The organism is Binatus sp. (SeqCode) (assembly GCF_049584895.1).
Classification (GTDB): domain Bacteria; phylum Desulfobacterota; class Binatia; order Binatales; family Binataceae; genus Binatus.
Map to the genome: position 1 here is coordinate 1 of NZ_JBAUYR010000102.1, position 15,364 is coordinate 15,364.

Annotated in this window: 13 protein-coding genes; 4 read left to right on the forward strand and 9 right to left on the reverse strand. The window is 59.8% G+C overall.

Going from position 1 to position 15,364, the window contains the following annotated elements:
• The 3 genes from WB650_RS17775 to WB650_RS17785 form a co-directional block, all read right to left on the reverse strand.
• On the reverse strand, nucleotides 1-877 hold an 877-nt coding region (locus tag WB650_RS17775; RefSeq protein WP_423961416.1), incomplete at its 3' end, for an acyl-CoA dehydrogenase family protein.
• Between the two features lie 126 nt (nucleotides 878-1,003).
• The gene (locus tag WB650_RS17780) at nucleotides 1,004-1,453 is read right to left on the reverse strand and encodes a DUF6941 family protein (protein WP_422307716.1); all 450 of its coding nucleotides are present in this window, start codon (nucleotides 1,451-1,453) and stop codon (nucleotides 1,004-1,006) included.
• Nucleotides 1,454-1,509: 56 nt separating this feature from the next.
• On the reverse strand, nucleotides 1,510-2,832 hold the full coding sequence (locus WB650_RS17785; RefSeq protein ID WP_422307714.1) for a C69 family dipeptidase: 1,323 nt from the start codon (nucleotides 2,830-2,832) through the stop codon (nucleotides 1,510-1,512).
• Nucleotides 2,833-3,202: 370 nt separating this feature from the next.
• Here WB650_RS17785 and WB650_RS17790 point away from each other — a divergent pair, with 370 nt between their 5' ends.
• On the forward strand, nucleotides 3,203-4,954 hold the full coding sequence (locus tag WB650_RS17790; protein WP_422303751.1) for a hypothetical protein: 1,752 nt from the start codon (nucleotides 3,203-3,205) through the stop codon (nucleotides 4,952-4,954).
• Nucleotides 4,955-5,176: 222 nt separating this feature from the next.
• Here the strand turns inward: WB650_RS17790 and WB650_RS17795 are convergent, their stop codons facing one another.
• Nucleotides 5,177-6,010 (reverse strand): high-affinity nickel-transport family protein, encoded by an 834-nt coding sequence (locus WB650_RS17795; protein ID WP_422303750.1) that lies wholly within the window; start codon nucleotides 6,008-6,010, stop codon nucleotides 5,177-5,179.
• Between the two features lie 135 nt (nucleotides 6,011-6,145).
• Here WB650_RS17795 and WB650_RS17800 point away from each other — a divergent pair, with 135 nt between their 5' ends.
• Nucleotides 6,146-7,285, forward strand: a complete 1,140-nt coding sequence (locus WB650_RS17800; protein WP_422303749.1) for an epoxide hydrolase family protein — start codon at nucleotides 6,146-6,148, stop codon at nucleotides 7,283-7,285.
• A gap of 121 nt (nucleotides 7,286-7,406) precedes the next feature.
• Nucleotides 7,407-8,996, forward strand: a complete 1,590-nt coding sequence (locus WB650_RS17805; RefSeq protein WP_422303748.1) for an ATP-binding protein — start codon at nucleotides 7,407-7,409, stop codon at nucleotides 8,994-8,996.
• Between the two features lie 21 nt (nucleotides 8,997-9,017).
• Here WB650_RS17805 and WB650_RS17810 read toward each other — a convergent pair whose 3' ends face one another.
• Nucleotides 9,018-9,464, reverse strand: coding sequence for a DUF6496 domain-containing protein (locus tag WB650_RS17810; RefSeq protein ID WP_422303747.1), 447 nt, complete (start codon nucleotides 9,462-9,464; stop codon nucleotides 9,018-9,020).
• 196 nt (nucleotides 9,465-9,660) lie between these two features.
• Here WB650_RS17810 and WB650_RS17815 point away from each other — a divergent pair, with 196 nt between their 5' ends.
• Nucleotides 9,661-10,608: a CHAD domain-containing protein gene (locus WB650_RS17815; RefSeq protein ID WP_422303746.1), complete on the forward strand. Its 948-nt coding sequence runs from the start codon at nucleotides 9,661-9,663 to the stop codon at nucleotides 10,606-10,608.
• A gap of 10 nt (nucleotides 10,609-10,618) precedes the next feature.
• On the opposite strand, the gene WB650_RS17820 is transcribed toward WB650_RS17815, so the two are convergent.
• From WB650_RS17820 to WB650_RS17835, 4 genes are all read right to left on the reverse strand, one after another.
• Complete coding sequence (locus WB650_RS17820; protein WP_423961511.1) at nucleotides 10,619-11,239, reverse strand: UdgX family uracil-DNA binding protein; 621 nt, start codon at nucleotides 11,237-11,239, stop codon at nucleotides 10,619-10,621.
• 66 nt (nucleotides 11,240-11,305) lie between these two features.
• Nucleotides 11,306-12,280 carry an LLM class flavin-dependent oxidoreductase gene (locus WB650_RS17825; protein ID WP_423961420.1) on the reverse strand — a complete coding sequence of 325 codons (975 nt, stop codon included), beginning with the start codon at nucleotides 12,278-12,280 and terminating at the stop codon, nucleotides 11,306-11,308.
• A 520-nt stretch (nucleotides 12,281-12,800) separates the two neighbouring features.
• Nucleotides 12,801-13,118, reverse strand: a complete 318-nt coding sequence (locus WB650_RS17830) for a hypothetical protein (protein WP_422303744.1) — start codon at nucleotides 13,116-13,118, stop codon at nucleotides 12,801-12,803.
• A gap of 197 nt (nucleotides 13,119-13,315) precedes the next feature.
• Complete coding sequence (locus tag WB650_RS17835; RefSeq protein ID WP_422303743.1) at nucleotides 13,316-15,328, reverse strand: response regulator; 2,013 nt, start codon at nucleotides 15,326-15,328, stop codon at nucleotides 13,316-13,318.
• Nucleotides 15,329-15,364: the final 36 nt, after the last annotated feature.

Genomic DNA, 15,364 nt, shown 5'->3' on the forward strand with positions numbered 1-15,364 from the left:
ACTGCGCGATTGATTGGCGGATGTCGTTGTCCTCGATCGCAGGACGGCCGTTGAGCTGCACCGACTTGGCGACCTGAACAATCTGATGGAGCATTTGCTCGGTGCCGCCGAGCGTCTCGCCGATTCCAAATCGCTCATGCATCAACGTCGAGACCAGCACCTGCCATCCCATGTTCACCGGGCCGAGCAGGTTTTCCTTGGGTACGCGCACGTCTTCGAAAAAGATTTCGTTGAACTCACTGTCGCCGGTGATCTGCTTGAGCGGACGGACGGTGACGCCGGGGGATTTCATATCGACCAGCAACGCGCTCATTCCTTTATGCTTGGGCACGTCGGGATCAGTGCGCACGAAAAGCTGCACGAAGTCGGCGCGATGTGCGATCGTGGTCCAGACCTTCTGGCCGTTGACGACGAACTCATCACCCTTCAGCTCGGCGCGGCACTGGATCGACGCGAGGTCCGAGCCCGCGCCCGGCTCCGACATCCCCTCGCACCAAATCTCGTCGCCCGCGAGGATCGGATTAAGGTAGCGCTTTTTCTGCTCGTCGGTCCCCCATTGCATCAGCGCGGGGCCGGTCATGATGACGCCGAGCACGTTGCATCCCATCGGCAAATTGAGCCGCCCGAGTTCCTGCTGAAAGATGACCTGCTCGATGAAGGTTGCGCCGCGGCCGCCGTACTCTTTGGGCCACGTCAGCCCGGCCCATCCGGCGTGATAGAGCTTTTTGTGCCATTCCTTGAGACGCTTCCAGACTGCATCGTCGCCGCCGGCTTCGGCGTCCTCGCCCCTGGCAAGAGATTGCGGGCGATTGGCCTCGAGCCATTTCCGCACGTCCATCCGGTAAGCGTCTTGTTCGGCACTCCAGGTAAAATCCATTTGCTTAGTATTCTCCCGTTCAGAAGTTCGTATCGACGCTGCGTGCCGGCTTGGGCCAGGCGATTAAAGCGGTATCTCTTGAGTACCGCCCATTCGGACTGCGTAGCAAGAGCCGCGCGATGTTCCTCAGTTGCCGCGCTCTGGCGCCGAGCCCTCGGGCTCTAACTCGACCTTTTGACCCGCGAAGATTGCTTCGAATGAAAGTTGAGCCGTCGAAGTACCGGCGGTCACGACGATCCCGTATGTGCCCGGATGCGGCAGCGACATGTTGATGTTGATTGCGACCGGGATTTTCACCGACGCCGTTTTGGGAACGTCCGGCGCCGGCTGGCCGGTTTCGACCTGGCCCTTCATCTCGGGGACAATCGGCACTCCGCTCTCGTCGGCAATGGCAATGTTCAGCGGATACTTCATCCCGATTTCACTGGGGCTGAACCCCAGCCCAATCGCGACGGCAAATTGAACCGGCGCCGGATAGCTGGCTGATCGATAGAGGTTCCATCCACCGCCCAGCACAAAGACTTTGCCGCCGACCGCCTGGGCTGCATCGGCAAGCAAAGCATATTCGATTTTCATTTCTCTTTACCTTCCACCCTCTTTATTCGTAGCGCTTTCTTGAATCGACTGCACCCTCACCTCGCGACCGCGTTGCGCATCAATTCGGATTCGGCGGCGGACTGCGCGTTCAGGATGCGGACGATATTCTGGGTCATGAAGCTGCTGAGAAGTTTCTCGCGCGCAGTGGGCTCGAGCTTGCGCGCCTGACGGCTGACCTCGGCGCATCGCTCGAGCAGCGCAGCCTCGAGCGGCCGGAAATGCTTCCATGCGATCGGCGCCAACCGCTCCGGCGCCAGCGCAACCAGATCCTGGATCTTTCGAAAGCGCCACCACGGCGAATCCGCCGAAGGTTTCTCACCGCCGGCCGCAAGAACTGGCGGCAGCGTTCCGCCGACGAATAATGGAAACACGACCGAAGTGCACGGCGCTGCCAGCGATGCCCACAGCACGGGGAGCCTGTCCGCATCAGGCGCCGGAAGTTCCGCGACCATGCTCGCCGTGGTGCCGGAGACCGAGCCGTGCATGCATAACGTCGGAGAATCGTCGCGCGTCGAGGGATGTCCGCCCGGCGGCATTTCGCCGCGCGCGCCGTGATCGCGCAGAATCGCGAACATCTCGCGGATAGTGCGGCGGCCGTTGCGCGAGACCAGTTCGCGGCTGCGCGTCAGGCGTCCTCGCGCATGCAGCGGGTCGCTCTTGTCCTTGCCCGCATTGCGGCTCGAATAGGCAGCGGCGAAGTCGAACGATGATTCGCCATCGCCATCACACCATCCACGAGCGCGCGCGTAGCTTTCGACGTCAGCAGAGCCGAGACTGCCGGCGTCGATCGTAAATCGGTTCGAGATGCACGCGCGATCCTCGACCCGACACGCGATCCATTGACGGCCCGAACTCTCGAGCACATAAGCTTCGGCGTGATCGGCGACTATAAATGCACCGCAATAACGGAAATCAACGTCGTACTGCGCGGAGCCGCCCTGCCCCCAGCGTTCGATCAACGCACCGATAATTTCGGTCGCCTCGCGGGCAGTCCTCGAGCGCTCGAGCCCGAGCCTAACCAGATCCATCCCGAGCAAACCCGTCGAAGGCAGGAGCTCGCGCGTGAGCACTGCTTCGTTGCCAATCGCGACCCCATACTGGTTGAGGCCATGCTCGAAACCCCACAGCCAGAACGGCCGCGATCCGATGACGGCAGCAGTCTCAGCGACCTGCGCAATTTCGAGATACTGGCAATGCACTGTCGCACCTTCGGGATGAACGCAATGCGGCAATTGCCCGAGCGGCTGGCATTCGTAGGGCGATCGATCAGAGTTCTTGGCAAGGATCGTCGCCCCCGCGCGTGTATGCGGCGCGAGCACCACCATCGTGTCGCAGGAGGGAAGAAGGGACGCAGCCATGAGGAACGTAATTGTATGTGAAACCCGCCGTCGGTTTGCAGGGGTGACCCCTGCACCCAATGAAAAAAAAGATGCGGGACTTCGTCCCTGTTAGAAGGGGTTGGGGACAATTTCCTTCGCGTCAGATTCCCCTTCCCAGCGTCCTCCCGGAAGGACAACCTATTGAAACATCACACCTAACCGCTAATCCCTTTTTTCGGGACTCGCGGGAAGTGGAACCGGAACGTGGAGGTTCCCGAGCGGGAAAGCAGTTGGGACGATCCTGTAAACGATTGTTGGCGGAGAAACGTAACATACTATAGGTTGCGATTTGCCTTAGGGCGTTGGCTTGCGGTGCGATCGGCTTGGCTATCATCCGGGGGAGGCATCGATGACCAGGATCAAGCATATGATTGCGGGGGTGGTGGGGGCCGTTCTCCTAACGATTGCGACGTCTGCGTTTGCGCAGTACAAACCCTGGCCGTCGCCGTTACCTACGGCGCCTAGGTGGGGCGACTACGACTCAGGCCATACCTGGCGCGATGCGTCGTGGTGGTGGCAGTCGCAGCCCGACTGGGTCAAGCAGCATCATCCAGAATGGTGGGGCGACTTCGACGAGGATCATCAATGGCATCCGGCATGGTGGTGGTGGGATTCGCAGCCGGCGTGGGTGCGGGAGCATCATCCAGAGTGGTGGGGCGACTATTACCAGGGTCAGTGGTATCCGGCCACGTGGTGGTTTCAATATCAGCCGGAGTGGGCGCGCGAGCATCATCCGGAATGGTGGGGCGAGGTCGACGATAACACCTGGTATCCCGCGGGATGGTGGTGGCAGCGGCGTCGCGACTGGGTGTTGCAGAATCATCCTGAATGGTGGGGCGATGACTGGGACGACTTATGGTATCCCGCGCCATGGTGGTGGCAGCTACAGCCCGACTGGGTAATCGCGCATCATCCCGATTGGTGGGGTGACTATTACGAAGGCGTCTGGTACGCGGCGCCGTGGTGGTACCAGTACCATCCCGATTGGGTTCGCGAGCATCACCCGGATTGGTGGGGAGACTTCGACGACAAACATTATTGGCGCCCGGCCGGATGGTGGTGGCAGTATCACGCGGACTGGTGTCGTCAGAATCATCCTGACTGGTGGGGCGACTTCGACGATCAGCACATCTGGCGTCCCGCGGGATGGTGGTGGCAGAACCGGCCCGACTGGGTGCGCGAGAATCATCCTGACTGGTGGGGTGATTTCGACGATCACAAAATCTGGCGTCCCGCGAGTTATTGGTGGGCGACCAAGCCGGACTGGGTCCGCGAGAATCATCCCAACTGGTGGGGCGACTTCGACGACAAGCACGTGTGGCATACCGACACGTGGTGGCATCAGCACGATGCTGCGTGGGCGGAGCAGCACCATCCCGAATGGAAGGGCGACTACGACGACAAGCATGTCTGGCACGACGTCCATTGGTGGGCGCAGAAAAATCCAACGGTGGCTTTGCAGCGTCATCCCGATTGGAACGACGCGATGCGCGAGTCGGTAGAGCGCGAGCATGGCGTGCAGCAGACTGCGCTGCAGCAGAAGCACAACGTCGAATTGCAGGACCTCGAGCGCAAACGGGTCGAGCAGCAGCAGACGACCGAGCGCAATCGTGCGGGGCAATTGCGGCAGCTTCAGCAGAAGCATGACGCGGAGACGCAGGCTTTCGAGCGTCAGCATTTGCAGGAGGAGCAGCAGCGTCAGAAGGACGCGGCTCAAAAAGCGGAAGCCGAGGGCCCGGACGCTCAGTGGCAGAGAGTCGAGGAGAATCACGTCAAGCAATCGGCGGATCTCGTGCGACGGCATCAGGATGAAACGCAGGCGCTGGTGCGCAAGCAGGCGGCCGATCAGCAGGCTGCGCAACGCGAGCATTTGGCGCAGGCGCAGGAGCTACAGCGTCAGCACTCGGAGCAAATGCAGTCCTTCGAGCGTCAGCACGAGCAGCAGGTGAAAACGTTCGAGCGTCCAGCGCGTGGCGGCGGTGGCGGCGGAGGACACGTCGAGGAGCCGCACGGTGGAGGTGGGCATGCGGAAGCACCGCATGGTGGAGGAGACGGAGGGGGACATGCGGAAGCGCCGCACGGCGGCGGGGCGCATCATTAGAGCTGGAGATTTACCTCTCCCCCGGGAGAGGTCGTGCGGTGACACTTGTGTCGCGCGCGGGTGAGGGCGCCAGCATCGAGTGCAATGCTTCGGTGGACACGTTCGGGGGGAGGCAGAATCTTTAATCGCGCGCAAAAAATGCGCCCTGAACAAGGTCCCTCACCTTCAATCCTCTCCCCGCGGGAGAGGGAAGAAAGTCCAAGTCCGGTTACGCAGTGGCTATCATTGCGGGATCCAGATCGGGGCGGTGCTGAATAGATGGTCGACGATGCCGATGTGGTAGGCGAGAAATAGCCCGAAGCCGAAGCTCAACAGGCCTGAGCCGGTGACCAGGCCTTGATGAATCCATGACGCGCGTCGCGACACGACCAGGAATGGGGTCGCGATTGCGGTCGTGATGAGTCCCATCCCGATAACAGTGCCGACGCAAAAGATCGCGAGGTAGAGCGTCGCCCACAGCGGATTCGGAATCGCGCTCAGGACCAGCAACGCGATCGCGGCGCTGCCGGCGAGTCCGTGAACCAGCCCCACGGCGAATGATCTCAGCAGCGGTCTCCGCGCTGCGAATAATGGCAATGCGTCCGGCGGGATACGATGATCGAGATGCGTCGCGTCATCCTGATCGGCGTGATCACCAACGTGAACGTGCTGATGTACATGCGTCGCGCCGTCGTGAGTGTGCGCGTGCGCGTGGACAATTAGATCGTCGGGTTGCGGCGACGTCCCGCGCATCCGGTGCGCTCCTTTTCTGACCAGACTGGCGGCTGCGCTGACGCCGAGCAGAATCAGGACAACTGCGACCGCGAATTCCATCGCAAGGCCGAGCCGGGCCGGAATTGCGATTTTGAAAACGATGATCGCAGCGCCGACTATCAGCACTGTGATGGTATGGCCGAGTCCCCATACCACGCCGATGCGCGCGGCGACGGCGAGCCGGCGTTCGCGGCTGAGGATAGTGGTGACGGCGATCACGTGATCGGGATCGGTCGCGTGGCGCATCCCGAGCAGCAGTCCGAGGAGCGCAATTGCGAGCGGCGCGGGATTGGCAGGAATCATCAGGTGGGCTCCTTGTGCGACTCAGGCCAAATCGACACTACATCTATTTATTTTCGAGGCGAAAGGCGAGCGCAGGCTTATTGCGCTTGACTCAAAAAACCTGTTCCGCCACAGATCCAGCCAAGAGGCATTCCCATGAGCAACAATATCGAACCTTTCCGAATCGCGGCGACGGATGCGCAGCTCGACGACCTGAAGCGGCGGCTGCGCGAGACGCGATGGCCCGAGCGCGAGTGCGTCGATGACTGGTCGCAGGGGCTGCCGCTCACGTACGCGCAGGAGGTCGCGGCTTATTGGCTCGACAAGTATGACTGGCGCGCGCGCGAGGCTCGCCTCAACCGCTTCGCGCAGTTCAAGACGACGATCGACGGGATCGGGATTCATTTCGTCCACGTGCGATCGCCCCACGCCGACGCGCTCCCGCTGGTGATGACGCATGGATGGCCGGGATCGATCGTCGAGTTTCAAAAAGTGATCGAGCCGCTCACGAATCCGACAGCTCATGGCGGCGATGCGGCCGACGCGTTTCATATCGTTTGTCCTTCCCTTCCTGGCTACGGGTTTTCGGATAAGCCGACGAGCAAGGGGTGGAACGTTCAACGTATCGGGCGCGCATGGTCGGAGCTGATGCCGCGGCTTGGCTACAAGAGATACGCCGCGCAGGGCGGTGACTGGGGATCGATCGTCACGACCTGCATCGGAATCCAGGACGCGGTCAACTGCGTCGGGATCCATCTGAACATGCCGATCGCGATGCCCGATCCGGCGACGATGAACGATCTCACCGAAAACGAGAAGTCGGCGATCGCGGGCATGCAGCACTACAACGATTGGGATTCGGGGTACTCGAAGGAGCAGAGCACACGGCCGCAGACGGTCAGTTATGGGCTCACTGATTCTCCGGTGGGGCAGCTCACCTGGATACTGGAAAAGTTCTGGTCGTGGACCGACTGCAACGGACATCCGGAGAGTGTGCTGACGCGCGACGAATTACTCGACAACGTGATGCTGTACTGGCTGCCGGCTAACGCTGCGTCGTCGGCGCGCCTGTACTGGGAGAGCTTTCGCCGCACCCTGACCGATCCCGTGACGGTCCCGGTTGGGTGCTCGATTTTCCCGAAGGAAATATTCCGCACCTCGAAGCGATGGGCCGAAAAGAGATTCGCCAACCTGGTGCATTTCAACGAGTTGGCCAAGGGCGGACACTTTGCCGCCTTCGAGCAGCCCGAAACATTCGTGCGCGAAGTGCGCAATTGTTTCAGGCTCATGCGATAGTGCGGGAGGCGACAAAACCGCGTCGGTCCGGGCATCCGGCGCGGACTTTCTGGACTAGTGTCGGATGGGCTGATTCGATAAATCTAAAATAGAAATCGTTGCCCCCCGCGGAAGATGCACCTTGAGCCAACCTACCGCACCTTTCGATGTAGACACCCATCTTGCGTCCATCATTGCGTCCTCCGACGACGTGATTGTCAGCAAGACTCTCGAGGGCGTAATCATGTCTTGGAATCCCGCCGCCGAGCGCATCCTCGGCTATACGGCGGCCGAGGCAATCGGACAGAACATCAGGCTGATCATCCCGCATGATCGGTGGCCGGAAGAAGACGACGTGCTCGCGCGCATCGGGCGCGGCGAAAGGGTCGATCACTTCGAAACAGTACGGCGCGCCAAAAACGGCCGAATGCTCAACATTTCACTCACCGTCTCGCCAATTAGGGACCGGAGTGGGAGGATCGTCGGCGCCTCGAAAGTCGCGCGCGATATCACGGAGCGTAAAAGGTCCGAGGAAGAGCGGGAGCGCTTGCTCGCCCTGGAGAAACAATCTCGCCAGCAGGCCGAGGAGGCCAGCCGTCTCAAGGACGAGTTCCTGGCGGTAGTGTCGCACGAGCTGCGATCGCCGCTGAATGCGATTACCGGTTGGGCGTCGCTGCTGCTGATGCGCCCGTTGGATGAACAAACGAAACATGCGATTGAGACGATCCTGCGCAACGCCCAGACGCAGACCCAACTGGTTGCGGACCTGCTCGACGTCTCGCGAATCGTTACCGGTCAGCTCCGGCTGAATGTTCGCAGCTTTCAGCTGATCCCCGTAATCGAGGCGTCGATCGAAGTGGTGCGGCCAGCGGCGGACGCGAAGTCGATTCGTATCGAGACGATACTCGATCCCTCGGCGGGACCCGTCGCCGGCGACCCCGACCGCATGCAGCAGATTTTCTGGAACCTACTGTCCAATGCGGTGAAGTTCACGCCGAGGGGTGGTCGAATTCAAGTCCGCTTGCAGCGGATAAACTCTCACGTCGAAGTCGCCGTCTCAGACACGGGCAGGGGAGTCGATCCCAAGCTGCTGCCTCATATCTTCGAGCGCTTCCGCCAGGGCGACAGCAGCACGACTCGGGAACATGGCGGACTGGGCCTGGGACTGGCGATCGTACGCCACCTGGTCGAGCTTCACGGCGGTGTGGTCAATGCCTACAGCGAGGGTGCGGGTAAAGGCACCGAATTCATCATAGACCTGCCGATAATGGTTTCGGCGCGAGGTCCGGAGCCTGGTGAGCAACAGGTTCATCCGAGCGTAGGTGGAAACTTGCCTGGTAAGGTTCTTGCGCTGGCCGGTTTGCGCGTGCTGGTGGTGGATGATGAACAGGACGCGAGGGAGATCGTCTCAATAATTCTTGGTGAAGCTGGCGCTGAAATCGAGACTGCGTCAAGCACTCGCGAGGCGCTCGATCTGATGGAACGATGGAAGCCCGATGTATTGATCTCGGACATCGGGATGCCGGGTGAGAGCGGGTACGACCTGATACGCATGGTGCGGGCGCTGCCGGCGGACAAAGGCGGCCGGACGCCAGCTATCGCGCTCACGGCGTACGCCCGAACGCAGGATCGTCTCAAAATACTATCGGCGGGCTTTCAGATGCACCTGCCGAAGCCGATCGAGCCCACTGAGCTAGCTACTGTCGTCGCTAGCGTCGCAAAGAGACTCTGACAATTGCGCGCGCAGTCGCGGTTAGGACTGTGCGGATCGCGTCCTGGCGGCTTTTCTTGCGGAGGCACTCCGATCTTTCTTACTTCGCTTGGCCGCGCTCGATTTCGTCTGCCGGGACAAAGCTTTGGACGATGCCGACTGATGTCCCTCCCGCTTGAGCGCGTTCATCGTTGCCCGCGACCGCTTCTTCGACGGCTTATGCGGATGGCGGCCTTGCTCGGAATCGGCCTTGGCTTTTTTGCGAGTGCTCTTGCTGGTTCTCGCAGGGTCGGGCTGGGGCAGGTTCACTCCTGCGCGACGCGCCTTGGACAATCCGATCGCAACCGCCTGCTTGGCCGATCGCGCGCCATGCTTTCCCTCACGCACATGATGGATTTCCTCGCGTACGAATTCGCCCGCCTGGACGGAAGGAGCTTTGCCTTCGGCCTTGTCTTCGCGCGCCCTTCTAAGAGTTTCTTCTTCCGGCATTTGCCTTACCTGTCGGTTGATGGATTTGGTGAAGAAATGGCGCAACTCTTATGCCATCGTAATGGGAGAATGATTTAGCCCTTATCAATAGTTGAAACGGGAAGTGGGAAAATTTTGCGCATGAATCATTTCGTGCGCATTGGTGCGATTCAAAAACAAGAAGGCATGACGCTTGCGCATCGAAAGCGAGGGCATCTTGAACGCTGCAAAGAAATTCGAGACAGAATTCGTGCGGCACTCCAGCAAGCGAGTGCGTCAGCTCAAATCGACGTTCAAGGAAATCGTGCACAGGCTTGACGGCGAAGCGATTCACGACTTCCGCAAGGCTACTCGAGAGCTTCAAACGATCGTGGACGCCATCGGGATTCGTCGCCCGTCGCGGCCGGTGACGAAGATTATCCACCGATTGCGACGAAGCCGACATGCACTGAGCGAATGGCGCGATAGCGACGTCCTGCTCACGGAGCTGAAAAAAGCGCGACGAAAGGCGCGCACTAAAGAGGAGCGCCGATGCTGGGCTGAAATTGCCGAGAGAATCGCGAAACAGCGGCGTCGGGCATTGAAGAAATTTTCCAGAAAGCACAAGTCGCTCAAAGTCAAAGCGACTGGGAACAAGGCGAAAGCCTTGATCAAAGAAAAGGTCAAGTCCGAGCCGATGATGGATAATCTCAGGCGTTTGCTCGAGCGCAGCTGGAACAAATGGACCGGAGCTATCGACGAATTTGTAAGCAAGGCCGCGGCGCCCGAGCTACACGAAGTGCGTATCAAGACCAAGACGCTTAGATACGCGATAGAACTGAGCCAGAAATTCTATCCCGATCGAGAGCTGGAGACTGCGAGCGAGTGGCTTAAGGGTATACAGGACCGCGTTGGCGCATGGCACGACGAACTGATGCTGGGAAGAGTTGCACTCGAGACTTTCTCGGAGACTCCGCGCGACCCAAGCGCGATCAAGGTCATCCGCGATACGAAAGAAAAGGAAATTGCGCTGGCGGAGTCCTCTCGCAACTACATTTTGTCGATTCGGAAAATGAAGAACTATCAGCGATTGAAGCGAGTGTTGTCAGCGTCGGTGTACGCGATGACGGACGGCAGGGGTCCGCGCGATCTTGAAAGTGAGAGTATAACCGGACCGATTCAATAAGCTGCTACAGCTACCTACGTTTCAATGCGGATGGAGGGAGATGGCGCGCGATTTTTTTGAGGTCCGCGACGAACTGGCGCATTTCGGCGTGTCGCGACTCGTCGTCGGGCGCGCGCAGGATTGATGAAGGGTGAACCGTCGCGGCAATCAAAGGCGCCAGCGATGACTTCATCATCCCACCGCGCTGACGAGAGACGCGGAAATCGCGCGAGATCAGGGCCTGCGCGGCCGTTGCGCCAAGGCATACGATAACTTTCGGGCCGACGCGTGCTATCTCGGCCTCCAACCACGGACGACAGGCGGCGATCTCTTCGGCGTTAGGTTTCTTGTGAATCCTAAGTTTACCGCGGGTGGTTGAATTGAAGTGCTTGACGACGTTGGTGACGTAGACGTGCTTGCGGTCTATTCCCGCCTCTTCGAGAGCCACATCGAGTAATTTTCCTGCTGGTCCTACGAAAGGGTGGCCTTCGAGATCTTCGCGATTGCCAGGTTGCTCGCCTACGAGCATCACTTCGGCGCCGGGCGCGCCTTCGCCGAAAACCGCCTGCGTGGCGCGTTCCCAGGTGTCGCAGCCGCGGCATTGCTGCGCGGCATCGCGAAGGTCATCGATCGAAGCGTCCGGCTCGATCAGGTCGAGCGGTGCCGGTAAGACTTTCTTTTTTCGCGGCGTGCCGTGAGCAAACTAACACATCGCAGCTCACGCTTCATTCAACTGTTCGTGGACGCGAGGCAGAACGTGCTTCCCGTAGAACTCAATGACCTGCTTTTGATCGGCTTGCCCCGAATGGACGTTCACGATCGTAGCGCCGCCGTTGAATTGCTCGATCAATGCCTTAACGTGCACATCCGGATCCTTGCTTATTGGCCACTTTCCATAAACCTTCTGAAGCGGGAGATCTGCGGTAGCCCGGTTTTGAATTACCTGTGGGTCGCGAATGTTGAAATAGGTTTTGAATGCATTAGGCAGGAAGCGCCAGAGCTCGGCCGATGTCTTGGCATCGTTCTCATCGCCAACCACGACGAATAGCTCCACCAGCACCGGCATCTGCTTAGGGTCCTTGCCGGCATCCTTTGCACCCTTTTCGAATTCCGCCTTGTGCTTCTGCCAGGACTCAGGGTCGGTAATAAGGCCATCTCCGAATTGTCCGGAGCGATACATAGCCTTGGGACCGACGTTTGCCGCCATCAGCAGCGGTATAGGTGTTGTTGGCGGGTCATATAACTTGGCGTTGACGTTGTAATACTTACCATCGTGAGCTACCTGATCGCCGGTCCATAGCTTGCGGATGATTTCGGTTGCTTCTACCAATCGCGCCGAACGCTCGGGCCACTTTGGCCAGGATCCTATCGCTGCCTGTTCGTTCAAGGCCTCGCCAGAGCCGACACCCAGAAAGATTCGTCCGGGATACAACAGACTCAGCGAGGAAAATGCCTCGGCGACGACGGCCGGATTGTAGCGAAAGGTCGGACACGTGACCGTAGGCCCTATCCAGACGCGGCGAGTGCGTTCGCCGATCGCGCTCATTGTGACCCACGCCTGACCCGCGTGACCTTCGTTGGATTGCCAGGGTTGGAGATGATCGCTGGTGGCCAGCAGATCAAATCCTGCCTGTTCGGCGGCCACGCCCAACTGCACGAGTTCCGGCACGGGAAACTGTTCGTGCGCGAGCATGAAACCCACCATGCGCTTATGTATCGGAGGTGTGGCAGTGGCGCCTCCACGTCCCGAGGTTGGAGTGGATTCAGAAGACATATTTGATGCCCTCGCTGGGATTGTCGACGCCAGAGCAGACACGCCGACGAGCATTCCAGCCGATTTCAGCAGCGTGCGCCGAGTTGGATCGGTCAAGCCGCTTCCGGTTTTGGATGAGTTCATTTGATTGCCCCGGTTTTGCGAAAGTTATTTTCGTGAGTCGTCAATATTTCCAGCAATCGATGTGCCATCCGGATTCGAAGACCTTCATCGGTGTCCGCGTCCTCCATTTACTGATTACACGCCACACTCGAGCGGCTTGTCAGATGTCGTTGTGAAAAACAGATCTGGCAGCGAGTTTGCTGCGTTAATTGCTCTTAACGACAATCAACCGGAATGAACCTCGAGGAGTGTCAGCAATGAAGAAAACACTACCAACGATTTTGCTCGGAGCGACTCTTTCGCTCGCGATGGCGACATTTACTGTGAGTGCCTTTGCTCAAGGTGCCGGCGGAGGCGGGGGCGGCGGAGCTGGGGGCGCCGGAGCAGGCGCGTCGGGATCGGCTGGCGGATCGGGCGCTACCGGCACTAGCGGTGGAAGCATGGGAGGCGGCAGCGCCGCAAGCGCCGGAAGCTCAGGGCCAGTGGCCGGCTCGGTGCCGGGGCCGGCAGGGTCTGACGTTCCAAGCAATCCAGGTGTCAGCGCGATGAATTCAGCGGCTAGCGCGAACAACACGGGAAGTTCTATGAGCCCGGGGAGCCCTATGAATCCTTCGGCGGCGAATTCGGGAGCGAATGCCGGCTCAAGCGAGACCACTGGGAACTCGACCACACAGGAGCCTAATGGCGTGCCTAGTCTGAGTCCTCCGCCTAACAGTCCTAGCGCTAACAGTAACGAATAGCTTCACATAAGTCCGGTAAAGGAAGGTCGCGATCCTGTCCAGGCAGGATCGCGACTTCTTTCTCGAGCCTAATAGTGAGAGTCAGACTTCCGACGTGGACGTGTCGCGAAAGCTACTGCGAGGATTGTTGGCGCAGCGGTAGTAGCTGTTTGATCGCTTCCACCAGATTTTCCGGTTCCACCGGCTTGACCATGCAGACCTGGAATCCCTCGGTCAGCGCCCGTTTCCGATCGTGCGCGCTACCGAGGCCCGTCAGCGCCATCGCAAGCATGTCGGTCTCCGGGATCAGCTCGCGAACTCTGCGGACAAGCTCGTAGCCGTCGACGGACGGCATACCGATGTCGCTGAGCAGAACCTGCGGCGTGCTGTGGGCAATCTCGGCGAGCGCCTCCTCGGCGGACGAAGCGGTGCGAGTCTGCGCGCCATATTGACGCAGGAGCTCGGCCAGCACTTCGCGGGAGTCAGCCTCGTCATCGACGACCAGTATCGAAACTCCTTCGAGCTTCCCAGGCTGTGCTAGGGCCTCGGCGTCGTCGTTGCCGGCGATTGCGCCCTTGGAGTTCTTGATCGGCAGTCTCACCGAAAAAGTAGCGCCCTGACCGGCGCCATCGCTGGCGGCTTCGACGATGCCGGCATGGAGTTCGACCAGATGACGCACGATCGCCAGCCCCAGCCCCAAGCCTCCGTGCGCGCGAGTGCTGCCGTTCTCGGCCTGGCTGAATCTGTCGAACACATGCGGGAGGAAATCCTGCGAGATTCCCTGGCCGGTATCGCGCACGGTGAGCGTCAAGTCATCGTCATGCCGCTCGACCCGAACCGTGACGCGGCCGTCGCGCGGAGTAAACTTGATCGCGTTGGAGAGCAGGTTCCAGACGATCTGCTGGAGTCGATCCGCATCGCCGCTGATTTCGTCGGAATCCGCCGCCATCTCATATTCAAGCGTGACGCCTTTGGCGTCTGCCGTGGGCCGAACGGCAGCGAGAGCAGCCTCGACCACGGTGCTCATGCGAACAGTTCGGAAAGTGAGGTTGATCTTGCCGCGCATGATCCGGGAAACGTCCAGGATGTCGTCGATCAGCGCGGTCTGCATATGCACATTGCGCTCAATCGTCTCCAACGCTTTCGAAGATTTGGGTATGTCGAGCTTTCCAGAGCGCAGCAGATGGACCCATCCCATGATCGCGTTGAGCGGGTTGCGCAGCTCGTGCGATACGGTCGCCAGAAATTCCTCCTTCATCCGGCTCGCGGCCTCGGCTTCCTGCAACGCGTGATGCTCGGTATCGATGTCGGTGCCCGCGACGATCCATCCGATGACGCCGTCCGATTCGTCGAGTTGCGGAACTCCACGCATCAGAAACCATCGGTACTCACCGTCGGCATGCCGCCGCAGACGAATCTGGATCTCAATCGTGTGCAGGTTTGCGGTCGAAAGTTCCCATTCTGCTTTGAGCGTGGGCAGGTCGTCTGGGTGCACGAATTCGAAAAAGCGTTCGGTGGGGACAGCCATCGTCGGTTGGACCCCGATGTAATCGACGGCGCGTTGGTTCCAATAGTAGAAAGTCAGGTCGGCGCGCGCGACCCACACGCATTGAGGCAACGCGTCCATCAGCGAACGAAAGCGCAGCTCGCTGCGGCGCTCGAAGGCCTCGCGATCGCGCTGACGCAGCAGCGCGCTCTGGCGCTTGATCATCTGCTCTTTCTGATGCAGATCGACGAAGACCGACACCTTCGAGCGCAGAATTTCGGGATCGAAGGGCTTGAGCAGAAAATCGACGGCGCCGCGCTCATAGCCGCTTACCACGTCGGCGTTGCCAATCGGGACAGCGGTCAGAAAGATAATCGGAATTCGGGCCGAGCTCTCGCGCTGACAGATCACTTCGGCCGTGCGCAGCCCGTCCATCCCCGGCATCCGCACGTCCATCAGGATGACGGCGAATTCTTCCTCTTCGAGTTTTTGCAATGCTTCTTCGCCGGAGGTGGCGCGCACCAGGCGCTGATCGAGCGGATCGAGGATTGCCTCGAGCGCCAGCAGATTCGCCGGGCGGTCATCCACCAGCAGGATGCTCGCTTTCACCCCCGGCGCCGGCAATCTCTCAGGACGCGATGCTTGCTGCAGTGTTTTCATTTCGGTAATCCGAACCTCATCATCTGCACTGTGCTC